Source organism: Cognatishimia activa (genome assembly GCF_017798205.1).
GTDB lineage: Bacteria > Pseudomonadota > Alphaproteobacteria > Rhodobacterales > Rhodobacteraceae > Cognatishimia > Cognatishimia activa_A.
In genome coordinates, this window is sequence record NZ_CP060010.1 from 2,296,034 (window position 1) to 2,320,315 (window position 24,282).

25 protein-coding genes are annotated in these 24,282 nt (G+C 56.0%); 23 read left to right on the top strand and 2 right to left on the bottom strand.

The window, feature by feature from the left end; genetic code table 11:
- Positions 1-53: 53 nt before the first annotated feature.
- The 15 genes from HZ995_RS11270 to HZ995_RS11340 all read left to right on the top strand — a co-directional run bounded on the left by HZ995_RS11270 (position 54) and on the right by HZ995_RS11340 (position 15,440).
- Positions 54-1,103: an ABC transporter ATP-binding protein gene (locus tag HZ995_RS11270; protein WP_209355749.1), complete on the top strand. Its 1,050-nt coding sequence runs from the start codon at positions 54-56 to the stop codon at positions 1,101-1,103.
- Positions 1,104-1,194: 91 nt separating this feature from the next.
- The gene (locus HZ995_RS11275; RefSeq protein ID WP_209355750.1) at positions 1,195-2,448 is read left to right on the top strand and encodes an ABC transporter substrate-binding protein; all 1,254 of its coding nucleotides are present in this window, start codon (positions 1,195-1,197) and stop codon (positions 2,446-2,448) included.
- Between the two features lie 70 nt (positions 2,449-2,518).
- A complete protein-coding gene (locus HZ995_RS11280) occupies positions 2,519-3,550 on the top strand; it encodes a carbohydrate ABC transporter permease (RefSeq protein ID WP_209355751.1) in 1,032 nt (343 codons plus the stop codon).
- Between the two features lie 11 nt (positions 3,551-3,561).
- Complete coding sequence (locus tag HZ995_RS11285; protein ID WP_209355752.1) at positions 3,562-4,443, top strand: carbohydrate ABC transporter permease; 882 nt, start codon at positions 3,562-3,564, stop codon at positions 4,441-4,443.
- Positions 4,443-5,921 (top strand): GMC family oxidoreductase, encoded by a 1,479-nt coding sequence (locus HZ995_RS11290; RefSeq protein WP_209355753.1) that lies wholly within the window; start codon positions 4,443-4,445, stop codon positions 5,919-5,921. Before HZ995_RS11285 ends, HZ995_RS11290 begins: the two co-directional genes overlap by 1 nt.
- Positions 5,922-6,045: 124 nt before the next feature.
- Positions 6,046-6,582 (top strand): ester cyclase, encoded by a 537-nt coding sequence (locus HZ995_RS11295; RefSeq protein WP_209355754.1) that lies wholly within the window; start codon positions 6,046-6,048, stop codon positions 6,580-6,582.
- Positions 6,572-7,900 carry a histidinol dehydrogenase gene (gene hisD / locus HZ995_RS11300; RefSeq protein ID WP_209355755.1) on the top strand — a complete coding sequence of 443 codons (1,329 nt, stop codon included), beginning with the start codon at positions 6,572-6,574 and terminating at the stop codon, positions 7,898-7,900. The genes HZ995_RS11295 and hisD overlap by 11 nt, the downstream gene beginning before the upstream one ends.
- A gap of 57 nt (positions 7,901-7,957) precedes the next feature.
- The gene (locus tag HZ995_RS11305; RefSeq protein WP_209355756.1) at positions 7,958-9,013 is read left to right on the top strand and encodes an ester cyclase; all 1,056 of its coding nucleotides are present in this window, start codon (positions 7,958-7,960) and stop codon (positions 9,011-9,013) included.
- Positions 9,013-9,777, top strand: coding sequence for an SDR family NAD(P)-dependent oxidoreductase (locus HZ995_RS11310; protein WP_209355757.1), 765 nt, complete (start codon positions 9,013-9,015; stop codon positions 9,775-9,777). The genes HZ995_RS11305 and HZ995_RS11310 overlap by 1 nt, the downstream gene beginning before the upstream one ends.
- Positions 9,777-10,796, top strand: coding sequence for a LacI family DNA-binding transcriptional regulator (locus HZ995_RS11315; protein WP_209355758.1), 1,020 nt, complete (start codon positions 9,777-9,779; stop codon positions 10,794-10,796). Before HZ995_RS11310 ends, HZ995_RS11315 begins: the two co-directional genes overlap by 1 nt.
- A complete protein-coding gene (locus HZ995_RS11320; RefSeq protein ID WP_209355759.1) occupies positions 10,793-11,782 on the top strand; it encodes an ester cyclase in 990 nt (329 codons plus the stop codon). Before HZ995_RS11315 ends, HZ995_RS11320 begins: the two co-directional genes overlap by 4 nt.
- Before the next feature lie 158 nt (positions 11,783-11,940).
- Positions 11,941-12,909 (top strand): cupin domain-containing protein, encoded by a 969-nt coding sequence (locus HZ995_RS11325; protein WP_209355760.1) that lies wholly within the window; start codon positions 11,941-11,943, stop codon positions 12,907-12,909.
- A 22-nt stretch (positions 12,910-12,931) separates the two neighbouring features.
- Positions 12,932-14,056 carry a cobalamin-independent methionine synthase II family protein gene (locus HZ995_RS11330; RefSeq protein WP_209355761.1) on the top strand — a complete coding sequence of 375 codons (1,125 nt, stop codon included), beginning with the start codon at positions 12,932-12,934 and terminating at the stop codon, positions 14,054-14,056.
- Positions 14,053-14,748, top strand: a complete 696-nt coding sequence (locus HZ995_RS11335) for an alpha/beta fold hydrolase (RefSeq protein ID WP_209355762.1) — start codon at positions 14,053-14,055, stop codon at positions 14,746-14,748. Before HZ995_RS11330 ends, HZ995_RS11335 begins: the two co-directional genes overlap by 4 nt.
- The gene (locus tag HZ995_RS11340) at positions 14,745-15,440 is read left to right on the top strand and encodes an RraA family protein (RefSeq protein WP_209355763.1); all 696 of its coding nucleotides are present in this window, start codon (positions 14,745-14,747) and stop codon (positions 15,438-15,440) included. Before HZ995_RS11335 ends, HZ995_RS11340 begins: the two co-directional genes overlap by 4 nt.
- A 156-nt stretch (positions 15,441-15,596) precedes the next feature.
- On the opposite strand, the gene HZ995_RS11345 is transcribed toward HZ995_RS11340, so the two are convergent.
- Positions 15,597-16,529 (bottom strand): hydrogen peroxide-inducible genes activator, encoded by a 933-nt coding sequence (locus HZ995_RS11345; protein ID WP_209355764.1) that lies wholly within the window; start codon positions 16,527-16,529, stop codon positions 15,597-15,599.
- 144 nt (positions 16,530-16,673) lie between these two features.
- Here HZ995_RS11345 and HZ995_RS11350 point away from each other — a divergent pair, with 144 nt between their 5' ends.
- The 6 genes from HZ995_RS11350 to HZ995_RS11375 all read left to right on the top strand — a co-directional run bounded on the left by HZ995_RS11350 (position 16,674) and on the right by HZ995_RS11375 (position 21,993).
- Positions 16,674-16,892, top strand: coding sequence for a hypothetical protein (locus HZ995_RS11350; RefSeq protein WP_209355765.1), 219 nt, complete (start codon positions 16,674-16,676; stop codon positions 16,890-16,892).
- A 10-nt stretch (positions 16,893-16,902) separates the two neighbouring features.
- Positions 16,903-17,880 carry a sodium-dependent bicarbonate transport family permease gene (locus tag HZ995_RS11355; RefSeq protein ID WP_209355766.1) on the top strand — a complete coding sequence of 326 codons (978 nt, stop codon included), beginning with the start codon at positions 16,903-16,905 and terminating at the stop codon, positions 17,878-17,880.
- A gap of 1 nt (position 17,881) precedes the next feature.
- A complete protein-coding gene (locus HZ995_RS11360) occupies positions 17,882-18,190 on the top strand; it encodes a DUF3240 family protein (RefSeq protein WP_209355767.1) in 309 nt (102 codons plus the stop codon).
- A 104-nt stretch (positions 18,191-18,294) separates the two neighbouring features.
- Complete coding sequence (locus HZ995_RS11365; protein ID WP_209355768.1) at positions 18,295-19,059, top strand: sulfite exporter TauE/SafE family protein; 765 nt, start codon at positions 18,295-18,297, stop codon at positions 19,057-19,059.
- Between the two features lie 292 nt (positions 19,060-19,351).
- Complete coding sequence (locus HZ995_RS11370; RefSeq protein WP_209355769.1) at positions 19,352-20,563, top strand: aminotransferase class III-fold pyridoxal phosphate-dependent enzyme; 1,212 nt, start codon at positions 19,352-19,354, stop codon at positions 20,561-20,563.
- Positions 20,560-21,993: an amidase gene (locus HZ995_RS11375; protein WP_209355770.1), complete on the top strand. Its 1,434-nt coding sequence runs from the start codon at positions 20,560-20,562 to the stop codon at positions 21,991-21,993. The genes HZ995_RS11370 and HZ995_RS11375 overlap by 4 nt, the downstream gene beginning before the upstream one ends.
- 126 nt (positions 21,994-22,119) lie before the next feature.
- Here the strand turns inward: HZ995_RS11375 and HZ995_RS11380 are convergent, their stop codons facing one another.
- Complete coding sequence (locus HZ995_RS11380; RefSeq protein WP_209355771.1) at positions 22,120-23,049, bottom strand: LysR family transcriptional regulator; 930 nt, start codon at positions 23,047-23,049, stop codon at positions 22,120-22,122.
- Positions 23,050-23,125: 76 nt separating this feature from the next.
- Here HZ995_RS11380 and HZ995_RS11385 point away from each other — a divergent pair, with 76 nt between their 5' ends.
- Together HZ995_RS11385 and HZ995_RS11390 are read left to right on the top strand one after the other, a co-directional pair.
- Positions 23,126-23,719, top strand: a complete 594-nt coding sequence (locus HZ995_RS11385) for an NADPH-dependent F420 reductase (RefSeq protein WP_209355772.1) — start codon at positions 23,126-23,128, stop codon at positions 23,717-23,719.
- A complete protein-coding gene (locus tag HZ995_RS11390; RefSeq protein ID WP_209355773.1) occupies positions 23,716-24,270 on the top strand; it encodes an antibiotic biosynthesis monooxygenase in 555 nt (184 codons plus the stop codon). Before HZ995_RS11385 ends, HZ995_RS11390 begins: the two co-directional genes overlap by 4 nt.
- Positions 24,271-24,282 lie beyond the last annotated feature (12 nt).

Consider the following 24,282-nt stretch of genomic DNA (forward strand, 5'->3'; position numbering starts at 1 on the left):
CCTGTTGCAAGCGTATGCAAAAATTGCATTGATGACACTCGGGAGGAGCCTTCATGGCCGAAATCCAGCTCAAGAACCTCAGCAAGCGCTGGGGCAGCTTTGTTGGCGTTGATGATTTCAATCTTACGATTGCTGACAAAGAGTTCCTTGTGCTCTTGGGGCCGTCTGGCTGCGGCAAGACCACGACGATGCGTATGATCGCGGGCCTAGAGGATGCAACCGAAGGCGATATTTTGGTCGACGGAACGCGGGTCAATGATTTGGAGCCCAAGGACCGAGATGTGGCGATGGTGTTCCAAAGCTATGCGCTTTATCCGAACATGAACGTCTACGAGAACATCCGCTTTCCGCTGAAAGTGCGCGGCGTTGATCCAAGCACACACGACGAAAAAGTGCGTCGCGCGTCGGCGATGGTTGAACTGGACGAATTCCTGCACCGCAAGCCAGCCGAGCTTTCTGGCGGTCAGCGTCAGCGTGTTGCTTTGGCCCGCGCCATTGTGCGCGAGCCGAATGTGTTCCTGATGGACGAGCCACTGTCCAACCTAGACGCAAAACTGCGCGTCTCGACCCGTGCGCAGATCAAAAACCTCTCTCACGAGCTGGCCGTAACCACCATCTATGTAACCCACGACCAGATCGAGGCCATGACCCTCGCGGATCGCGTGGTGGTCATGAAACAGGGGGTTGTGCAGCAGGTTGGTAGCCCAACGGAAATCTACGACCGCCCGGCCAATGCGTTTGTCGCAAGCTTCATCGGCAACCCGGCCATGAACTTGATGGATGGCGCGGTAGAAGGCGGAACATTTAAGGCGGAAGGCGTTGAGGTCAAAGGCCTCACGGCACCTGACGCGAAAACGACTTTGGGCTTCCGTGCAGAAGATGCCGAAGTTGTGGGCAGCGGCGGTCAGATCAACGCGCCGATTTATACGATGGAACTTTTGGGCGAAGCGACGATGGTATCGGTTCGGATCGGTGGCTCTTTGGTCAGCGTTAAGGCTGACAAGAACTATCGCGCGGACATTGGAGACATCGTCTCGATCAAAGTTCCAATGGAACATTGCCACTTGTTTGATGCTGAAACAGGTGAGCGTGTAGGGGGGTAAGCCCCTGAATTATGGCGCAATTAATAAGCGTCTTTAGCTGGGTGCGTGATTGCAAGACGCATCCAAAATGACAAGAAACAGGGAGAAAGACATGTTTCTAAAGAAAGTAATGGTTGCTGGTGCAATGTCAGCTCTGCTGGGGACCTCTGCCTATGCAGGTGGTCACGCAATGTGTGGTCCTGATGGCGCGTCGGTTCGTATTCTCGGGTCAGACTTTCCAGCGATCCAAGCGGTTGCTGGTGCGGCCGAAGCAAACTGCTCTGGCAGCGCGGGCGAGTTCACTATCAACCTGCGTGACGATACACGCGACATGATGAACCAAGCGCTGACGCCAAACCCGGCAGAATACACCAGCGTGATCGTGGCGAACTCTACGCTCACTCAGTTAATGAATGATGACCTCGTGCGTCCTTTGAACGATCTGGTCGACAAATACGGTGCGAACCTCAAGCCGCATCAGCTAATCACCATTGACGGTAACGTTATGGCGATTGCCTTCATGGCGAACTCCCAGCACCTCTTCACCCGGACTGACATTCTCGCGCAAGCGGGCGTCGAAGGCACACCGTCCAGCGTTGAAGAAATGGTGGCCGCGGCGGAAAAAATCCGCGCAGCAGGCATCATGGAATATCCGATTGCGATGAACATGAAGGTCGGCTGGAACGTTGGCGAGATCTTCAACCTGTTCTATTTCGCGAACGGCGGCGAGCTATTCAAGCCAGGTACAGCTGAGCCAGCAGTGAATTCCGCAGCAGGTGTCGCGGCGCTGAACTCGATCAAATCCTTGCTGGAGTACACCCACCCAGATCACCTCAGCCACGCGTCCAACGAAACCCAGGCACTTTGGGAAGCAGGTCAGGCGGCAATGGCGATCATGTGGGGCTCTCGTGGCGGCGCGGTTCTGGACGACGAGGGGTCTACAGCCGATGTCACCGAGAATACTCTGCTCTCGATGGCGCCAACCGCAAACGGTGGCTCTACGCCAGCGGCGACTCTGTGGTGGGATGGTGTGACCATTGCCAAGAACGTGCCTGATGCCGACGCGGAAGCAAGCTTTGCAGCCCTGGTCAGCGGCCTGAACGCAGACCTGATGAAAGAGCACAACGACAAAGCCATCTGGCTGATCGACGGCTTCCAGCCTGGTCCAGCGGCGGCAGGTGTGTCCGCGACTGCAAATGCAGGGGCCAAGCCTTACCCAATGATCCCATTCGTGAACCTGATGCACAACGCACTGGGGTCCGAACTGGTTGACTTCTACAAAGGCACCGAGAGCGCAGAAGACGCGCTGGCGGACGTCGAAGCGGCCTATGTGACCGCAGCGAAAGAAGCGGGCTTTTTGAACTAAGAGCCTGAGGAAGGGGGCTTTTCGGCCCCCTTCACCCCCTGATTTCTGACACGCCAAAAAGGTCTAGGACATGAAACACCGCACGTTCTTTTGGTTCATTCTGCCGACGCTCTCGGCCATGATCCTGTTTATCGCGTTGCCGATTGTTTCGGTCTTTATCCAATCGCTTTTCGTTGAGCACGAGCAGGTGCTTGTCGTCTCCGAAAGCTGCGGGCCTTTTGGCTGTAACCAAACCACATCGATTGACGCAGAGGCCACCGCAGCGCTTCGCGAAGAGAAACCCTTGGGTCGCTTTAACGGTCTCAGCACATATTTTGACCGGTCCCACTTGGCATCCGCCGAAGTAGCCGAGATCTGGCGCGAGTCGACTGGTCTTGCCTCTTTTGTCAATGGATTGATGGATCTGAAGTTCTATCGCGCTCTGATCTTTACTCTGACCTACACCTTCACTGTAACCCCGGCGGTTCTGATCCTGGGTCTGGCAATCGCGGTTGGCGTGAACAACCTCCCACGCGCCTTCCGCGGTGTCGCGATCTTTATCTCTCTGTTGCCGTTCCTTGTGGCGACGGTCGTTGGCTCGATGATCCTGTCCTGGATGCTTGACGGCGAAGGTATCATCGGCGCGACGCTCCAGAACATCTTCAATGACCCGAGTTTGACGATCAAATCGTCGACCCCGCTGATGTGGATCGCGCTGATCGTCTACGGGATCTGGCACACGCTGCCCTTTAGCTTCATCACCTTTTATGCGGGGCTGCAGACCGTGTCCAAAGACACGCTTGAGGCCGCGCAGATTGATGGGGCAAACAAGTGGCAATCCATGATCCACGTGGTCGTGCCGCATCTGATGCCGCTGGTGTCTTTCGTGACCCTGATGCTGTTGATGGATAACTTCCGCGTCTTTGAACCGATCGTCAGCTTTAACGCCGAGGCCCACGCCCAGTCGCTGAGTATTTTCATCTGGAGCGATCTGCGCGAAGCGGCAACCCGCTTTATGCTTTCGGCTGGCGCGACCTCGATCCTGACGATCATCGGCGTCGCTATCCTTCTCACACCTGTGTTGATCCGCACCTGGCGCGACTTCAACGCTAAGTCTCATTAAGGGAACGCATCATGGCAACTCAGGCACAAAACCGTCTTACACCGTTCAAGGTCGTCTCCTACGCACTGGTGATCACCTGGCTCGTGATCGCTGCCTTCCCTTTCCTTTGGACCTTCTGGGGCAGCTTTAAGGTTCAGGGCGACTTTTTCTCTAAGGCGGATTGGACCAACGCGCTTTATGGCGTCTTCACCACCCGCGAGACCGGTGGCGCCTTTACCGGCAACGGGTATTATGGCGCGTGGGTTCAGGAATCCTTTTGGCGCAACGTTCTGAACACAATGGTCATCGTGTTCTTCACGGTGATTATCTCGCTGACGTTCGGCACACTTGGTGGCTACGCTTTGGCGCGCTCTGGTTTCCGCTATGCGTTCTGGATCTTGATGGCCGCGCTGATCTTCCGTGCGATGCCGCATATTACGCTGGTCTCGGGCTATATGCTTCCGTTCTTTGAATGGAATATTTGGGGCCTCAAGGGCACAGCGATCATTGTGCTTGTGGCGATCAACCAGCCGTTCACATTGTGGATGCTGCACAGTTTCTTCAAAAACATCCCCAAAGACATGGACGAAAGTGCCATGGTCGATGGATGCACCCGGTTCCAAGCCTTCCGTCATGTGATCGTGCCGGTGATGTGGCCGGGCGTGATCACCACGGGCCTGTTCAGTTTCTTGCTTGCCTATAACGATTATGCCGTGACCTCGATGCTGCTCAGCAAACCGAACGAGACCATGGTGCCTGCCGTTGCAAGCTTCCTTGGCTCGGTTCAGGTGCAGGGCAACATCATGTTCGCAGTCGCAGCCGTTGTTTCGGCGACCGCACCTCTCTTTGTGTTGATCTTGTTCTTCCAACGCCAGATCGTCAGCGGCCTGACCGCGGGGGCTGTCAAAGGCTGATGAAGGACTTCCTTGTCATAGGTGCCGGTTCGGCGGGCTGTGTTCTGGCCGCCGAATTGGTGCGACGAGGGGCTGGGTCGGTGCTCTTGCTTGAGGCGGGGCCAAGTGATCGCCATCCTCTGGTTCAAACCCCGATGGGGCTGATTTGGGTTATGGGCAGCAAGCGTGATTGGTGTTTCACCTCAACTCCGCAGAAGGGTGCTGGAAACCGCGAAATTAAAGTGCCGCGCGGGCGGATGGTCGGCGGGTCTGGCTCGATCAACTCAATGGTTTGGTTTCGCGGCCGAAAGGACGATTTCGACAATTGGAACGTTCAGGGTTGGAGCTATGAAGAGGTCGCGCCTGCGTTTGAAGCAGTTGAGGATGCGCTAAAACCAAGCCGTCTTGCGACACCGCATCCTTTGACGACGGGGCTTTCATCAGTTTTCCCAGAAACACGTCCAACGCCCGAGACCGAAAGCTCTGGAGTGTTTGCCTATAACTTGGTGGGCGGCCGCAGAAACTCGGCGGCGCGCGCAATGAATATTGGCAAGCTGGTCGAGCTTCGCACGGATGCCCATGTGGATCGCTTGCTCTGGGACGGCGACAAGGCCGTAGGCGCCGTCCTTGTCGACGGTAGCGAAATCCGTGTGGCAAAGGGAGTTGTCCTAAGCGCTGGTTCTGTTGCGTCCCCGGGTATTCTGATGCGGTCGGGCGTTGGCCCTAAGAGCGATCTTGAGAAGCTAGGTATCGATTGCCGCGAAGACGCGCCCGAGGTCGGTGAGAACTTGCATGACCACCCTGGCATAGGGTTGCATTTTGAAGGAGCGGGTTCGGGATATGGGCTAGAAGCGGCGCAGTGGCTCAATTGGGTATTGGCTCCGTTTAAGTATGCGCTGTCGCGCACAGGTCCCTTTGCGTCACCGACCGTTGAGGGCGGCATGTTTTTCAATGCGCGCGGCGTAGATCAAGCTCCTGACGTGCAAAGCCATTTCATTCCGTTCCATTTGGCTCACACGGGCCCCCGGTTTCAAAAGAAGTCCGGATATTTCGCTGATGTGTGCCTGTGTCGCCCGAAATCGCGTGGACGGTTTAGTCTTGCGTCCAAGGATCCAAAAGCCGCGCCTCTGATCGACCTTGGGTTGCTCAAAGACCCTGATGATCTTGAAACGCTGGCTGCCGGGCTCGAGAGGCTTCGCGGCTTATTGCAGGCGGCGGATTTCGGCACTCGACGCGCGCCGGAGGTTTATCCCAGCGCAGCCGTCCAAGGGGACGCGCTGAAAGAGCACATCCGCGCGAACTGTGGCACGGCCTATCATCCGGTTGGCACCTTGCGTTTGGGCGGGCCGGTTTCAGAACGCCTTTCCGTCAGAGGCGTTGAAAACCTTTGGGTGGCCGACGCAAGCATTATGCCGTCTGTCACATCAGCAAACACCAATGCGCCCAGCATGATGATCGGCTGGAAAGGCGCAGAATTTATCGCGGAGGACGCTGCATGAGCTCTTCCGCCCGCAACAGCGCCATGGCGCGTCATCCGGCTCTGAACAGGATGCCGAGGGACTTTATAAAGAGAGGCTTTGCGCCCTCTTTTTTCCCTCAATGCACACTGAAAGGAGACCTCAGATGAAAGGTTCTCGCCCCGAGCAAGCGGTTTTGTCCCGCGACACAGACATGAGCAAGACCGATGAAACCCGTGCCGTGATCGAAGGCATGGTGGATGGTCTGAACGATCACCGGATCGACGATATTGGCCAGTTCTTTAGCGATGGTTTTCGCTGGATGGGCAACCAAGGCTGCGGCACCAAATTGGGTCTGAAAGCCTTTCAAGACAATTGGCAACGCCCGTTCCAGGCAGCCTTTAGTGACAAGGTCTGTATCGATGAAGCCCGCCTTTACATGGGCGAATGGGCAGCGGCGTTTGGGCGCCAAGAAGCAACCCATTCCGGCGAATTCCTTGGGATCGCGCCGACCGGGAAACGTGTTGAAATCCGCTACATGGATTTCTGGAAAGTCGTCGACGGCAAGATCGTCGACAATTGGGTGAATGTGGATTTCGCCCATGTGGCCGCGCAGTTGGGCGTTGATGTGTTCGACGGCGAAGGCTGGGAAAAATTCGATGGGGTCTCCCCACAAAATGAAGGTGAAAGTCATGGCAATTGAGTATCTGAAACGCGGTAAACCCGAAGCGGATCGAGCCGAGGACGACGCGAAAACAGCAGCGATTGTTTCGGCAACGTTGAAAGACATCGAGCAGCGCGGTGACACCGCTGTGCGCGAGCTGGCCAATAAGTTCGACAATTTTGATCGCGAGAGCTATCGGCTGTCGGACGACGAAATTCAGGCGATCATCGCCAAGGTCAGCCCGGAAGATATGGCCGACATCAAATTCGCGCAGGAACAGGTGCGCAATTTTGCGCAAGCGCAGCGGGATTCCATGTTGGATATCGAAGTGGAAACGCTGCCCGGTGTGATTTTGGGTCACAAGAACATCCCTGTGCAGTCTGTCGGCTGCTATGTGCCCGGTGGCAAATTCCCGATGGTGGCGTCTGCGCATATGTCCGTTGCCACCGCTTCAGTGGCTGGCGTGCCGCGTATCATCGCCTGCACGCCGCCCTTTAACGGAGAGCCGAACCCTGCCGTGATCGCTGCTATGCATCTTGGTGGCGCGCATGAAATCTATGTGCTGGGTGGCATCCAGGCCGTGGGTGCGATGGCGATTGGCACTGAAAGTATTGATCCTGTGCACCTGCTTGTGGGCCCGGGCAACGCATTTGTCGCCGAAGCGAAGCGGCAGCTTTTCGGTCGGGTCGGTATCGACCTCTTTGCTGGTCCGACCGAAACCATGGTCATTGCCGATGAAACCGTTGACGCAGAGCTTTGTGCCACGGATTTGCTGGGGCAGGCCGAGCACGGCTATAACTCGCCCGCTGTCCTGCTTACGAATTCGCGCAAACTAGCCGAGGACACCCTCAGCGAAATTGATCGGCTTCTGACAATCTTGCCAACCGCCAGCACCGCCTCTGTGAGCTGGGAGGACTATGGCGAGGTCATCGTGTGTGACACCTATGACGAAATGCTCGAAGTGGCGGATGACATTGCGTCTGAACACGTACAGGTCATGACCGATCGCGATGATTGGTTCCTTGAGAATATGACCTGCTATGGCGCGTTGTTCCTTGGTCCGCGAACCAATGTGTCAAATGGCGACAAGGTTATTGGCACGAACCACACGTTGCCCACCAAGAAAGCGGGCCGCTACACCGGTGGTCTTTGGGTCGGTAAGTTCCTGAAAACGCACAGCTATCAGAAGGTTCTGACCGATGAGGCCGCGACGATGATCGGGGAATACGGCTCTCGTTTGTGTATGCTAGAGGGCTTTGTCGGCCACGCTGAACAATGCAACGTTCGCGTGCGGCGCTATGGGGGTGTGAATGTGCCCTATGGCACGGGTGCACCACGCCGGATGGCCGCGGAATAGCCAAGACTGTGTGCGACACGCCCTTAAGGGCGCTGTCGCAAGACCAAAGAGACAAGAATGACCGACGTACACACAACCAACAAAGCCTTGATCGCGCCTCTGCGCGAGGCGATGTACAACTTTGACGAAAAGGGCGTTCGAGCAGCCCTTCGCGCCCTCATTGCCGAGGATGCCGTCATCCACATGCCCTATCCGCTGGATGACATGACTGGCCCTGATGCCTTTTATGACACCTGCTACGCGCCACTGTTTCAGTCCATGCCGGATCTGGAACGCCGGGACTGGATCGTCATGGGCGGGCTGACCGCCGATCACGAAGAGGATTGGATCGGCTGTGGTGGCCACTACATCGGCACTTTCGTTGCGCCTTGGCTGGACATCCCACCGACGGGGCATCTGGCCCATATGCGCTTTCACGAATTTTTCCGTTTCGTCGACGGCAAAGTCGTCGAAGTTCAGGCGCTCTGGGACATCCCCGAGCTGATGATGCAGGCAGGAGCCTGGCCCATGGCGCCGTCACTCGGCCTTGAATTCTGCATTCCGGGACCAGCAACTCTGGATGGCATTGTCGAAGGTCCGTGGGACAAGGAACGGTCTACCGTCTCCTGCGATCATGTCATCGACATGTTGGAACATCTCAAAAAGCACCCCTCGCAGGGCGGGCCCGAAGTGATGGAGATGGAAAAGTTCTGGCACCCAAAGATGAACTGGTACGGACCCGCGGGTATCGGAACGGGTCGGGGGATTGCTGGTTTTCGCAATTGGCACCAGATCCCGTTTTTGAAAGCAATGCCCGACCGCGGGTTTGAGCGCCACAAAATCACTTATCACTTCTTCGGAGACGCCGACTACATCGCCGTGACCGGTTGGCCCAATATGATCCAGACCGTGACACACGATGGCTGGATGGGGATCGCGCCCGCAGGCAAAAAGATTACGATGAAGTCCTTGGATTTCTGGAGGATCGAGGACGGTCTGATCCGTGAAAACTGGGTAATGGTCGATCTGTTGGACGCGTATCGCCAACTTGGTGTGGATGTTCTGGCGCGTATGCGAGAGTTCAATAAAGTACGCGTACAAGGACGCATTCCGTTCCCGGTAGGAGACATTTGATGACATTGCCACGTACGCCATCTTTTAACCTGAAGGGCAAACGCGCGCTCGTGACGGGGGCGTCTTCGGGGATTGGCTTGGCTTGCGCGACGGCTTTGGCCGAATATGGGGCTGAGGTCACCTTGGCCGCGCGGTCTGGCGATAAACTGGAAGAGATCTCGCGCCAGATGTCGGAGCAAGGGTGGGATGTGCAGACCATGCCTGTAGACGTCTCTGATGTCGCGGCCACGACCGCCGCTGTCACGGCGGCGGGGCCGTTTGATATTCTTGTGAATTCTGCAGGCCTTGCGCGCCATAGCGCCGCTTTGGAAACCACGGAAGAGGACTTTGACGCAGTCGCTGACCTGAATTTCAAAGGCGCATATTTTCTGACAAAGGCCGTTGCGCAAGGTCTGGTCGACGCCGGGCGGGGCGGGTCGTTGATCAATATCTCAAGCCAAATGGCGAAAGTCGGGGGCATTGATCGCGCGGTCTATGCGGCGACAAAGCACGCCGTCGAAGGCTTTACCAAATCGATGGCGATCGAATGGGGCCCAAAAGGCATTCGGATCAATACAATCTGCCCGACCTTCATTGTCACGCCTTTAACCAAACAGACCTTTGACCGCCCCGAGCGGCGGGCCTGGGTCGAAGAAAAGATCAAGCTTGGCCGCATCGGAGAGGTTGAAGACATCATGGGGGCAGTCGTATTCCTCGCGTCGGATGCAAGCGCGCTCATCACAGGATCCGCCTTGCTGATTGATGGAGGTTGGACCGCAGATTAATGACAGTCATTAAGATCACATCCGCAGAAGTCGCAGAACGCGCCGGGGTCAGCCAGTCGGCTGTCAGCCGCGTGTTTACACCTGGCGCTTCAGCCTCGCGCAAGACCGCTGAAAAGGTGCGCAAGGCGGCTATGGAACTCGGCTATCGTCCGAACGCTTTGGCGCGCGCGATGGTCTCGGGCAAGTCGCGGATTATTGGTCTTGTGGTCGCCTATCTGGAAAACCAATTTTATCCGGATGTGCTGGAAAAGCTGTCCAATGCGCTGCAGGCCGAAGGCTATCACGTGCTGATCTTTATGGCGTCGCAGACTGCGGGGAATATCGAGGGCGTAGTTGATGAAATCCTTGATTATCAAGTGGATGGGATCATCGCGGCCTCTGTGGCCATGACGTCGGACCTTAGCGAAAGATGCCGTGCAGCGGGCGTGCCGATGGTTATGTTCAACCGCTCGCAAGACACGCCGCATATGTCTGCCGTTACCAGCGACAACATTGCCGGAGGCCGCAAAGTTGCGGAGTTCCTGATCGCCGGAGGGCACCAGAAAATCGGCTATATCGCCGGTTGGGAAGGCGCCTCGACCCAAAGAGACCGTGAGGCCGGATTTACCCAAGGTTTGAAAGATGCGGGCACCACGTTGCACAAGCGGGGCGTCGGCAACTTCGGCATGGAAGACGCCCGCGCTGCAACGCTTGAGATGTTCTCAGAGGACGCGCCTGATGCCGTCTTTGTTGCAAATGACCATATGGCAATGGCCGTCATGGACACGCTGCGGTTTGAACTGGGCCTAAAGGTGCCCGAAGATGTTTCGGTTGTTGGCTATGACGACGTGCCGACCGCGGCTTGGCCCGCCTATGGCCTCACAACCGTCCGCCAGCCCGCCAACCGTATGGTGGCTGAGACAGTCGACATACTTCTAAGCAAAATCAACGATATAGACGTAAATCCGCGCAAGGTAGAAATTGACGGGCCGCTGGTCCTGCGCAAATCGGCCCGCGTGCCAGAAGGATGGACAGAATGAAGGGGTTCTCAAACCGTTTCGTAGACTTTCCCGATTACATCATCGGGATCACCAAAGAGATCTGGGAAGATCGTGGCATCGCCACGCTGCATGAATACTATGCGCCCGACATTGTCGTGCGGTCTCCGGCCTCTGTTGTGGTCGGCAATCAGAATGTCATCGGCGCGACCATGGCGACCCTGGCGGAATTTCCGGATCGCACGCTTTTTGGCGAAGACGTGATTTGGTCGGGTTCGCCCGAAGAGGGGATGTTGTCCTCGCACCGCCTGCATTCCACCGCGACCCATGCCAAACCCGGTGTTTACGGGGCTCCGACGGGCAAAAAACTGCACTACCGAATTCTCGCGGATTGCCACGCGATCAACAACCAGATCAACGATGAGTGGCTGATCCGGGACCAAGGCGCGATCGTGCGTCAACTCGGCTGGGATCCCAAGGACTATGCCCGCGATCTGATCGCGCGCGAAGGTGGGCCCGAGAATTGCGTTCAGCCCTACACGCAGGCAAATGAGGTCGAGGGGCCCTACAAGGGCAATGGCAATGACAACGAGTGGGGGCAACGCCTTGCGGATATCCTCACGCGGATGATGAATGCGGATTTCACTGTCATCCCAAAGGAATACGACCGTGCCGCGAACTTGGAATACCCAGGCGGTGTTCAGGCGCTGTCATTTGACGGGGCTGATGAGTTTTGGATGGGGCTGCGTGCGAGCTTCCCGAATGCCGAATTCAAAGTGCAGCACGTCATTGGCCGCGATGATCCGAACATGCCGCCCCGCGCCGCGGTGCGTTGGACGCTAAGCGGCAAGCACGACGGCTGGGGGTCTTTTGGCACACCTACGGGCAAGGACGTCTTTGTCCTTGGCATCACGCAGGCTGAATTTGGTGAACTGATCGCTGGTGATATCAAGCTGCGTCGCGAATGGACGCTCTTTGACGAGACCTCGGTCTGGAAACAGATCCTCCTGCAGACTGGGGATCTCTAAGTGGTCGATTGCGGCACATATCGGTTGGACAGCAGTCAAACGCTGTGCCGCTTTCACATTCACCGTTCGTCGCTGCGCGCGCGGCGGCTCAATCCTCATCCTCCGGGCTGGGCGTGTACAGCACGCGCAACCCACGGAAACTCTAGAGGAAATACGCAATGACACCCCAAGACATGGAAGCCCGCATCGTTCGCTATGGCGACCTTAAACCCTGTAAGACTGCCTTTATCGACGCACATACGCCCGGCAGTGATCAGAAAGAAAACTTCACCATCATCGGAGGTGGCGTCAGCGAAAGCCCCGACCAGCACGTGCACATCACAACGCCCCATGGGTTTAATATCGGCGCGGCAGGGCAGCCGCCAAAGTGCCGCAACTCTTTGCACGATCATCGCACGGCTGAAGTATTCTTTGTGCTCTCAGGCCGCTGGCGGTTCTTTTGGGGGCGCTGGGGCGATGCGGGCGAAGTCACTCTGGAGCCCGGCGATATCTTCAACATTCCAACTGGCATTTTCCGCGGTTTTGAGAACATCGGCACCGACTATGGAATGATCATGGCGATCCTCGGTGGCAACGATGCCGGCGGCGGTGTCATGTGGGCCCCTCAGGTGATCGAAGACGCCGCCGACCATGGGTTGATCTTGGCCGAAACCGGCAAGCTCTATGACACTAAAAAGGGCGAAGCACTGCCCGACGGCGTCAAGCCGATGCCCTTGCTGACGGCCGAAGAACTCGCCCTGCGACCAGAGCCCACCACAGCAGATGTTTTGCCCAACCATGTCGCGCGTTATTTGGACATGATGGCCTATTCCGACAAATCGCCCTGCAAAGTCATCGGGGAAACCGGCCTTTTGAAAGACAAGCCCGGGTTTGAGGTCGATTTCATTTCGCGCGCATCCGCCAGCGATCAAATGCACAGCCACGACAAGCCGTCGGTCTTGATGCCGGTCAAAGGCCATTGGCGCGTGGATTGGGACGGCGGCACCACAACGCTCGCACCGGGTGACACTATGTCGATCCCAGAAGGTCTGTCACACCGGGCAACGCCCTCGATGACCGGCGAAGCTGCGCTCTATCACATCATTGCAACTGACGATCCCGCAGGTCTGACCTGGACTGGACACTGACGCCAAAAGGAGAGGCCTCGCCATGACCAAGATTTTGACGACCCATGTCGGCTCTTTGCCACGTACCCAAGACGTTGTGGATTTCATCTTCGCCCGTGAACACGGCAAGGACTACGACCAAGACGCCTTTGATGCCTGCATGGCGGCAGCGGTGGACGACACCGTGCGCAAGCAGGTTGCGGCGGGCGTCGATATCGTGAGTGATGGCGAGACCTCAAAGATTTCTTACGCGACCTATGTCAAAGACCGCTACACGGGGTTTGACGGCGATAGCCCGCGCAATGCGCCTGCGGACCTCAAGCAATTCCCGAGCTTTCTCAAGCGGTTGGCGGATGATGGCGGGACACCGCAATATGCGCGCCCCATGTGCGTTGGCGAGGTGAAGTCCAAGGGGCAAGGAGAGCTGCAAAAGGACATCACCAACCTCAAATACGCGATGGCGGAACATGGTGTTGAACGGGGCTTCATGAATGCGGCGTCGCCGGGGGTGATTTCCCTGTTCTTGCAAAACGATCACTACGCCACGCGCGAGGCCTATCTGGCGGCGCTCGCCGATGCCATGAAAGAGGAATATGAAACCATCGTCGGTGCTGGCTTGGACTTGCAGCTCGACTGCCCCGATCTCGCTCTGTCGCGGCATATGCTGTTCAATGATTTGTCCGACGACGAATTCCTAAAGATCGCGGCATCTCATGTCGAAGCGCTGAACCACGCACTGCAGGATGTGCCGGCCGAGAAAGTGCGCGTTCACATCTGTTGGGGTAACTACGAAGGGCCACACGTCTGCGATATCCCCATGTCCAAGATGTTTGACACGCTGATGTCGACGAAATCGCGCTATGTGCTTTTCGAAACCTCAAACCCGCGCCACGGCCACGAATGGAGCGTCTTCCGCGACCGCAAAGCCGATATTCCAGAGGATAAGGTTCTCGTGCCCGGCGTGGTCGATTCGACCACGAACTTCGTGGAACACCCAGAGCTTGTTGCCGAGCGTGTGTCGCGCTTTGTCGACATCGTTGGGGCAGATCGCGTGATTGCGGGGTCCGATTGCGGGTTCGGCACCTTTGCGGGGTTCGGCGCCGTCGATCCTGATATTGCCTATGCCAAGCTCGGATCCCTTTCAAAAGGCGCAGCTTTGGCGGGATGACACCGCTTGTTCTGATCCCAGGCATGATGTGCGACGCGCGGCTTTTTGGGCCGCAAGTTGACGCGTTTTCAATGGATTACGATCTGATCTTCGCTTCGATCACAGAAGAAGCCAGTGTCACAAAACTGGCAGAGCGTGTTTTGAGCCAAGCACCCGAGCGTTTTGCAGTTGCGGGCCTGTCGATGGGTGGGATCGTCGCGATGGAGATGATGCGGATCGCGCCACAGCGGATCGAGCGAATTGCGCTGATGGACACAAATCCGATGGCTGAAACGGAACAGGTCAAAGCTGGTCGTATCCCCCAGATGATGGCCGTGCGTGAAGGGCGGCTTGCATCTGTGATGCGGGATGAGATGAAACCAAAATACCTCGCGCCCGGGCCCGGTCGTAAGGACGTTCTGGATCTTTGCATGAAGATGGCGCTGGGCATAGGACCACACGCGTTCTTGCGCCAATCCCGCGCCTTGATGGATCGCCCCGATCAAACCGAAACCCTGCGCGGCAGCACTATTCCGTCCCTGATCCTTTGTGGCCGCTATGATAAGCTCTGCCCAATAACCCGGCATGAATATATGGCCTCTTTGATGCCACATGCGGATTTTGAAGTCATCGAGGACGCGGGCCATTTGCCCACGCTTGAAAACCCTGACGCAACAAACCAAGCGCTGGCGCGCTGGCTGGAGGCCGCATGAACGACGATCTTTTGACCCTTTTGAAACAAGTGGATACGCCAACAGTTTGCAACGCGATTGAGGTGGTCGAAGGCAAGCGCGGCTTTGACCAATTCACCCGCGGCACCATGCTGTCCAGCGCCCCAGAAGAGGGGGCGATTGTCGGCTATGCTCGGACGGCCAAGATTTCGGCCATCGCGCCGCCATCCGAGGCGCCAGAGGTCATCAAAGCACGGCGCATGGACTATTATCGCCATATGGCCAGCGGTCCGCGACCGGCGATTGCTGTGGTGGAAGATGTCGATGGCGACGATGCTATCGGCGCCTATTGGGGCGAGATCAATACCACAATTCACAAAGGCTTCGGCCTAAACGGTGCGCTGACAAATGGCGTCATGCGCGACCTCGGCGACTTACCAGAGGGCTTTCCTGTGATCGCGGGGTCGATTGGCCCGAGCCATGGTTTCGTCCACGTCAAAGAAATCGCGACTCCGGTTACGATTTTCGGTCTCACGATCAATGACGGCGACTTCGTTCACGCAGATCGTCACGGAGCCCTGGTTGTCCCTGCACAGCATATGGGCAAGTTGGAGGCTGGCGTGCGTAAGCTATTGGAGACTGAGCGGATTATCCTTGATGCCGCTAAAGGCAACGACTTCGATTTCGCGAAATTTGAAGAGGCCTGGGCAAAGTTCGAAGCGTCCAGAACTTAAAGACGGGCCAATTCGGTTTCTCGGGAGCGGTGCCTGCGCCAGTAACTGCGAACCGAATGGGTGAAACTTGTAATGCAGCTTAACGTGCTGGAAGTGCTGCAGGAATTTCGGTCGATCAATCGGCCGGGCTATGAACGAACGCTCTGCCGCTTCCAACTATTCCGCTCTTAATTGTTGCGCAAAATGCTGCTGGGACACCTCTTTCACGATCTCGGTGAGCCGCTCCAAAGTGGTCCCGTGAGGCGATTGTTTGCGCCATACCATACCGATGGATCGCGTCAACCTATTGTTACGGAAGGGTAAAACTGTCACGTCATTCGCGGATTTTCCAACTTCCGATTTCACATAAAGTGCAGGCAAGAATGCAACGCCCATGTCTAAGGAAACCATGTGCCGGATCGCATCCAAACTTGTGCCTTCGTACTCTGAACGAAGATGCGCTCCTAGTTCGTCACACAACAATGCAATTTGGTTGTGCAACGTATAGGCCGTAGAGAGGCTGAGCACATCCAGATCGCCAATATCGGCATCCTGTACCTCCGGCTTTTGGGCCAATGCATGATCGCGCGCGACAGCGAGCATCAGCGGCTCTCGGAACAGGCGACGAACCGAAACGTCGGCAGAGCGAAATGGCAGTTGCGTGAGGATAAAGTCATGGCGGCCCTGAAGCAGTTCCTCTTTGAGGATAGCGGGTGCTGCGTCCCTGACGAGCACTTTCAGAGCTGGATACTCTTTGTGAATTCGGCGCATCACCTGAGGAAGAAAGTAAGGCCCAAGCGTCGGTGTTGATCCAAGTCGCAATGTGCCACTGATACCTTCTTTTGCGCCATGTGCAGAGGTCCTGAGGCTTTCGACGTGGTCCAGAATGATGCGCGACTGCTCCAGCACATCTCTGCCGCCGGGTGTCAGAATAGCACCGCGCTTGCCACGCTCGACCAGTTCCAATCCAAGAGCCGCCTCAAGCCCGACAATCTGTTGACTCAACGATGGCTGGCTTACACCGACCAACTCGGCGGCTTTGCGGTAGTGACTGGTGTCAGCCAAGGCAACAAAGTAACGCAATTGGCGAAGCGTAACGTCAGGGTTCATGCGGGCTCTCCAAAATCCTGACTTTAATATAGGTTTTTCCTATCAAATTTTCACCCTTCAGTGGATTTATTCTTATGTCGTTTCGGGCGATATCGCCGGTCAGCAACGATACTTCCCAGAATTTAAGGGGCTTAGGTGACCATAATGACCGCCATGCAAAATACGCTTCGTAACCGCATCCACGAACTCCAGATCTTTGTTTCCCTTGTGGATCAAAGGCTTGCGCAAGAGCGGAGCAACCCGCACCCAAGCCTTGAATTGATTCAAAGGCTTGAGCTGGGACGCGAAGACCTCCTCGACACTCTGTCGCAGGCTCAAGCCTGGTCTCAGCACGACAGCCATACCGGACCTTCTGCGGCATAGATCTCAAGATATGACTGAAATCCTTTCTTTGGCAGGTAGCAACCTGGCCTCTCCGATCATCTTGTGTTTCGCTCTTGGTCTCGCGGCCGCCCTCGCAAGATCGGATCTGTCCATTCCAGAGGCGGTCGCCAAAGGGATGTCGATTTACCTATTGTTTGCCATTGGTTTCAAAGGAGGCGCATCGGTCGCGTCTCATGGAATAGATGGCACCCTGTTAAAGGCACTTGCCGCCGGAATATTCCTGTCATTTAGCCTTCCGTTCATCGCTTTTGCGTTTCTGAGAACCATTACAGGAATGTCTCGATTAGACGCAGCAGCAGTGGCGGCCCACTATGGCTCGATCAGCATCGTGACCTTTGTTGCCGCGACTTCCATTCTGGAAGGGCGAGGTATTCCGTCTGAAGGCTATATGGTGGCGGTGGCGGCCGCGATGGAAGCCCCTGCGATCCTTTCAGCGCTATGGCTCGTAGCGCGCAGTGACAAAGGCGGGCAGATGGAACCGGGACTTCTACGGGAAATCCTTCTCAATGGTTCTATTGTGCTTTTGGTCGGTAGTTTCGCAATAGGCACGGTGACTGGTGAACAAGGGCTTGCCGAGATCGCGCCATTTATTGTGGCACCTTTCAAAGGCGTATTGTGCCTGTTCCTTCTGGACATGGGGTTGGTTGCTGGACGCGGGTTGCGCCAATCAAAAGGGGCACTGGGCAGCAGTGCCGTTGTTTTCGGCGTCACAATGCCCGTGATGGGTGCCGCAATTGGCTTGGGCCTTGGCGCCATGATTGGCCTTTCGATGGGAGGTGTGGTTTTGCTGATGGTTCTCGCAGCATCTGCGTCGTATATCGCAGTGCCCGCAGCCATGCGTGTGGCCTTGCCCGAAGCTAATCCTTCTGTCTATCTGACTTTGTCTTTGGGCGTGACCTTCCCATTTAACCTGACGCTCGGCATCCCCCTTTATGTCGCGCTTGCCACGATGTTCATTGGAGGCTGACATGCAAATGCACTCGGCGAAACGCGTTGAAATTGTAATCGAAAGGCCTCTGGAGAGCCGCCTGACCGATGCACTGAACGAAGCCGGTGTGACCGGCTATACCATTGTGCCTGTGCGCGGCGGATCAGGGCGTTCCGGCCCTTGGACACGCGAGGGTCAAGTCGGACGCGCAGGCATGGTGATGATCGTTTGCCTTATTCGCCCAGACCGTCTCGACAGTCTGCTGGAAGCCGCTTTCGCGGTGGTAGAGCGTCACATCGGTGTTGTTTCAGTCACCGATGCGCAGGTCCTACGGGCAGAAAGGTTTTGAGTGGCGACCGCAGCTTGAAGTCCATTCCAAAATAATGACAATGCTCGGCCTAGCCGGGCATTTTTTTTTGGCGAAATGTCTACGCCCAATAATAGGGAACACCCATGGATCTGGGTCAGATACTAAATTTGCAGGCCGAAACTCTGGCTATTGCATTAGCGGCAATTCTACTTGCTGGATTTGTCAAAGGAACGACTGGCGTCGGTGCCCCAGTTGTAGGGGTCCCAATTTTAACCGCACTCTTTGACATAGCTTTCGCCGTAGCGATCTTCTCCATCTTGAACCTGCTTTCCAATATTTGGCACACGATCGCGTTCAGAGACAAAGTGCCCAATAAGTCCTTTGTTCTCAGGTTCGCATTCGCCGGAGCTTTGGGCGCAATACTCGGGTCGTTGCTATTGGCATCTTTGTCTGACGCACCGTTGATGCTGACAATGGCTGGCGTCGTATTGTTCTATGTCGGCTTCAAACTGACCAAGCCCAATTGGAAGCTATCCCGCGAAGCAGGAGATCGCTTGGTTATACCGGCCGGTTTACTTGGTGGTCTGTTGCAAGGGGCAGGGGGGCTGTCTGCGCCAATGTCTATTACCTTCTTGAGCGCCCTGAAACTCCCAAGACCCGAGTTTATTGGAACTATTTCAGCCTTCTTTTGCATAATGTCGCTGTTTCAAATTCCCACACTCGCTGTCTTGAATATTCTTAAACTCGAGCATGTGTTCTATTGCGGGTTAGCGCTTTTGCCATTTGGAATGGCTATTTGGGCCGGTGAAAAAGTCTCGCGATTTGTATCGGGGCGATTGTTTGACCGATCTATCCTCTTATTACTCTTCGCTGTGGCAGTGCTGCTTATTTCGAGATCCATAGCATAAAATCTGATCCACCCATTTGCTTAGAATGTGGAAGAACAAGACTGGCGAATAAGCGACCGAAATTGGAAGAAACGGTTTCCAAACACCGTTAAGTAAGTCCGGTTTTGAAAAGGCTCTTTTGTCTTAAGCAGCCCATTCAATTGAAGCGGTTTTTAAATTTGACTGCTTTTCGCGCTCGTATCATTTTGAGATGAAACGATGTGTGGAGGCTCGCTTGGCTCAGATATTTCCGTTTACGGATCCGGTAGCGGCCGTAACCACACCGCCGACACAATTTGTTCGGGGAGACGGCGTGAGAGCCGTCGATGCCGATGGCAAATCCTACATTGATGCCGTGTCTGCGCTCTGGTGTGCCTCGCTTGGATTTTCCCCTGAAAGGTTGACCCGTGCGATGGCGGATCAAATGGGTAAACTTGCCTATTACCATTCGTTCATGGGACGAACGCCCGAGGTTGCAGATCAATTGGCTGCCCGCCTAGTCGCGCGTTTGCCGGGTATGGAAAGGGTGTTTTTTGGTACATCCGGATCCGAGGCCGTCGAAACAGCATCGAAATTTGTCCGCTATTATTGGAATGCCAAAGATCGCCCACAGAAAAAACGGATCATATCGCGGGAGGGCGCATATCACGGGTCTGGTCAAATGAGCGCGGCATTGACCGGCTTAACCTATTGTCATGACGGGTTCGATCTGCCGTTGGATGCGGTCTTGCGCACGGGGCGGCCCCATTACCTGCGGGATGCGGAACCCGGCGAGAGCGAGGCCGACTTTTCCAAGCGCCGCGCGCGTGAGCTTGATGCTTTGATCTCTGCTGCTGATCCAGAAACGGTTGGTGCGTTCATCGGCGAGCCAGCGATGGGAGCGGGCGGAGTTATCCTGCCCCCGGATGGATATTGGGCCGAGATTCAAAACGTTCTGACCAAACACGATGTTCTGCTTATCGCTGATGAGATCATTTGCGGGTTCGGGCGGACTGGAGAATGGTTCGCTTGCGAAACCTACGATATCCGTCCCGACATGATGACGCTGGCAAAGCAACTCACGGCCTCGGTCTTTCCGATGTCAGCCGTTGCGGTGTCTGGAAAAATCTATGAAGCGATTGAGGCGCTAGCAGGTAAAAACGGCACTTTGGGCCATGGCGTCACTTACGGAGGCCATCCGGTGGGGGCAGCGGTCGCGCTGGAATGTCTCGACATATATGAAGAGATGGATTTAACCGCTCACGTCGGGCGATTAGGCAATTTGATCGCAGATGGGTTGGCGCCATTGCGAGACGCGCCTGGTGTTCTGGATGTCCGTCATAGTGGCATGTTGGCCGCCGTCGAATTCAACACCGACGCGCTTGCTCGTGCTGTAGGCGAGGAAGCTGAGCGCTTGGGCGTCTTCTTCCGACTTATCGGCTCGGTTTTGGCAATCGCGCCGCCGTATATATGTACCGATGCGGACATCGAAGAAATTACCTCTGTCATGAGGAAGGCGGTTGAGGCCCAGACGGTACCGCAATGACTCAACTGGCCTATCTTTCTGCCTCGGAAATTTTGACGGCCTATAGGCAACGGGCATTGTCGCCGGTCGAGGTGGTGGATGCTGTTATAGCGAGGTCGAGGCAAACTGAGCCGGATGTAAATGCACTGACCTATACCTATTTCGATCAGGCGCGCGATGCGGCTCGCGAGGCCGAAAAACGGTATATGGGCAAAACCGCTGATAACCCATTTCCTCTTGATGGTATCTGCGTTGCGGTGAAGGATTCCGGCCATATCGCGGGGCAACCAACGTCGGCGGGCTCACTTCTATCTAAGGACATTGCACAGCCTGCAACCTCGCCTATCAACCAACGGGTGCTCCGAGCTGGCGGTATTGTGCATGCGCGCAGCGCGACCCCCGAATATTCCTGCGCCGCAGTGACTTTGTCAAAACGCTGGGGGATCACGCGCAATCCGTGGAACCTGGACATGACGCCCGGTGGGTCATCGGGCGGGGCTGCGGCGGCGCTTGCCGCGGGTTCGGCCACCTTGGCCACCGGGTCTGACATCGCTGGATCGATCAGAATCCCAGCCGCATGTTGTGGCGTCGTCGGCTACAAGCCACCGCGTGGGCGAAACCCTGTCGATGCACCGTTCAATCTGGATACCTATTGTCACACAGGTCCGATGGCCCGCACTGTTGCGGACGCCTTGTTGTTTCAAAACGTTTTGTCAGGTCCTCATGCTGAAGACCCCACAACGCTGCCCTATCAGCGCATTGCGCCGGGCGATGCCAGTATCAAGGGCCTTCGTTTAGCAGTCTCTTCGGACCTCGGATTTTTTCCAGTCGATCCTGAGGTTGTGGCGTCTCTGGATAAAGCAATCCAGCTGTTCACCGATCTGGGCGCACGGGTGGAGGAGGTCGTTCTACCATGGAAGGCGGACGTGCTGGACGCCACGTTGACCCATCTCCGGCATATTTTCGGGACATCGATTGCGCCAGACACCGCGGAGGATTGGGAAAAACTTACACCCTACGCCCGATCCTTTGCACAAGCCGGTTTGGAGGTAACGCCCAAAGACTATTTTGCAGCGCTTACAACAGCCGGCGCGGCAGCGCAGAGTTTTGGCGCAGTCATGTCGCAGTATGATCTTTTCATATGTCCGACGACAACTGTCCCAGCAGTCGCTGCCGACTTCGATCCAGGTTCCCAGAGTTTGCAGGTCGCAGGCCAAACTGTCGACCCAATGCTGGGCTGGGTCATGACGTCACCGTTCAACATGCTAAGCACACATCCGGTGTTGTCCGTGCCGGTGTCACAGGCGGAAAATCAAGTGCCAATTGCAATCCAAATTGTCGGACGACCGTTCGATGAAGCCACCGTGTTCCAGGCTGCATTGGCGTTCGAAGCTGAACGTGGGCATTGGTTTGCCGATGACGCGCCGCAACCATTCTTGCCACACCCATAGCACTCACAAGCCAAACCTGAGATGCTTGATATCAGTTGAGAGAAACGAATAAAGTCAGTGCCTTACCAACACGCCATAAATTTCCTAAAAAAGGTACTTGGTAAAAGCATCTTGCGCCTTCGCGCATCACATTTGAGCCGCATCATTTGCGATTTCTGACAAAGCTGAGATGGCCCACTGGTGCATGGGATTGTTCGAGTTGCGCTCATGATGCATGGCGGAAACGGTGAATGGACGGATTTCGATAGGCGGTGGACATGACACGAGCTGGTAGCGTCCTGCTTGGGTCGCAACCAGCCGGCTCGGCATCGTCGCGATCAAGTCCGTCGTGGCGACGATGGAAAGCGCTGGCAAGAATTGCGGCACCGCCGTTGTCACCTGTCGCATACTTCCGAATTTTTCCAACGCGTCATCGACGATCCCTCTGTGATCGCCGCGGGGAGAAACGATGAGGTGCTCTGCACTGACATAAGCCTCAAGGGTCATCTGGGCCTGCGCAAGCGGATGCCCCTGACGCAATACGACACTGTAGCCTTCTTCATATAGCTTTACCTGTTTGATGCTGCGCGGCAAGCTCCAGGCAAAGCCCAGTGCGAGGTCTATGTCACCGTGCTCCAAAGCGTCGACTGCTGGACGGCGGCCTAGGGGTAGGATGCTGACGCGCATGCCCGGCGCATCCGAGCGAACAACCTGAAGAAAACGCGGAATGAGCGTTGTCATCTCATTGTCAAATGCCCCTAAGCGTAAGGTCTCAGTAGATGACGCCGGATCAAAGATCACGGGTGCGCTTATCGCCTGCGACAATGTTTCGACAACGCTGCGGATCTTTGGTTCCAGCCCAAGTGCGACTGCGGTTGGCTCCATGCCCTTAGGAGTGCGTAGGAAAAGTGGATCACCAAAGGTTTCGCGCAAACGTTTGATCGAATGGCTGATCGAAGACTGTGTCAAGCCCATGTGCTCGGCGACATAAGAGGCTTTCCGCAGCCGCATCAGGTTGGTGAAAACCAACAGGACCGTCAGATCTAACCTGCGCAATTCGATTTCATCGATATTCACATTTAACCCAATTCGTTTTCATTTAAGCTTTGATCTCTCTATCTCTCGATCAACGTCAAGGCAATGGAGAGATGTCATGCGGATTGGGATTATCGGGAAGGGACGGGTTGGTTCCGCGTTGGCCGTAGGTTGGCGAGCTGCTGGCCACGAGGTTCAGCTCGGCGGGCGCGAGACCTCGCCCAACGCATCAGAAGTAGCAAACTGGGCCGATGTCGTAGTGCTAGCGGTGCCATTTGCAGCGCTTGAGAGCATCGCACAGACGATTATCGCTGCAGACAAACCAGTTATCGATTGCACAAACCCGATCGCCATGGGTCCAGACGGCATGGGGCTGGCGATAGGACATACGACTTCGGGGGCCGAGCAGTTGCAGGCGAAATTGCCGGGCGCGCACGTTATCAAGACGCTCAATCAGGTGGGCGCCGAGGTGATGGCTGATACCACTGGTTTCGCCCACGCTCCGGTGCAGTTCCTTGCAGGTGACAACGAGGTCGCCAAAAAGGTTGTTGCATCCTTGCTTGTCGATCTGGGGTTCGAGCCACTGGACGCAGGTGGGCTTTCCAAAGCGCGGCTGCTTGAACCATTCGCTCTCGCTTGGATCAATCAGGCCATTGCACAGAAACATGGGCGTGATTGGGCCTTTGGCGCAATGCCGAGGACGGTCAAATGAGCGAACCGGTCACCATCGTCGTGCGTCGCCGCGTCAAGGCAGGTTCAGAGCAATTCTACGAAAACTGGCTGAACCGACTGACGTCAGAGGCACAAGCGCTGCAAGGCTATCTTGGAGCGCAGTTTCAAAAACCCTCAAACACTGGAGCGCCTTACACAAGCGTGTTCCGTTTCGCGAGCCTAGAGGCGCTGGAGGCTTTTGAGCGTTCTGAAATGCGGGCGCGTTACCTTGGTGAGATCGCTGCCCATGTGGCGGCAGACGCGGTGTGGGATCGGACCACTGGGCTTGAGGTTTGGTTTGAAGCGCCAAAGGGTACGGTTGTCGCGCAACCGTCTCCGCATCGTATGGCGCTGGTTTTGCTCGTGGTCGTGTTTGTGCTGGTTTTGCTGCTGAATCTGGCGCTTGGCCCAGTGATTGGCAACTGGCCGCTGGCCCTTCGCCTTCTGGTCACGGTCATCCTTCAGGTCACTCTCATGACCTATTTCATCATGCCGCGCGTCACGCGTATCTTGGCGCGCTGGATTTTTCCTTCAACTAAAACAGCAATCTAGAAAGGCAATGAC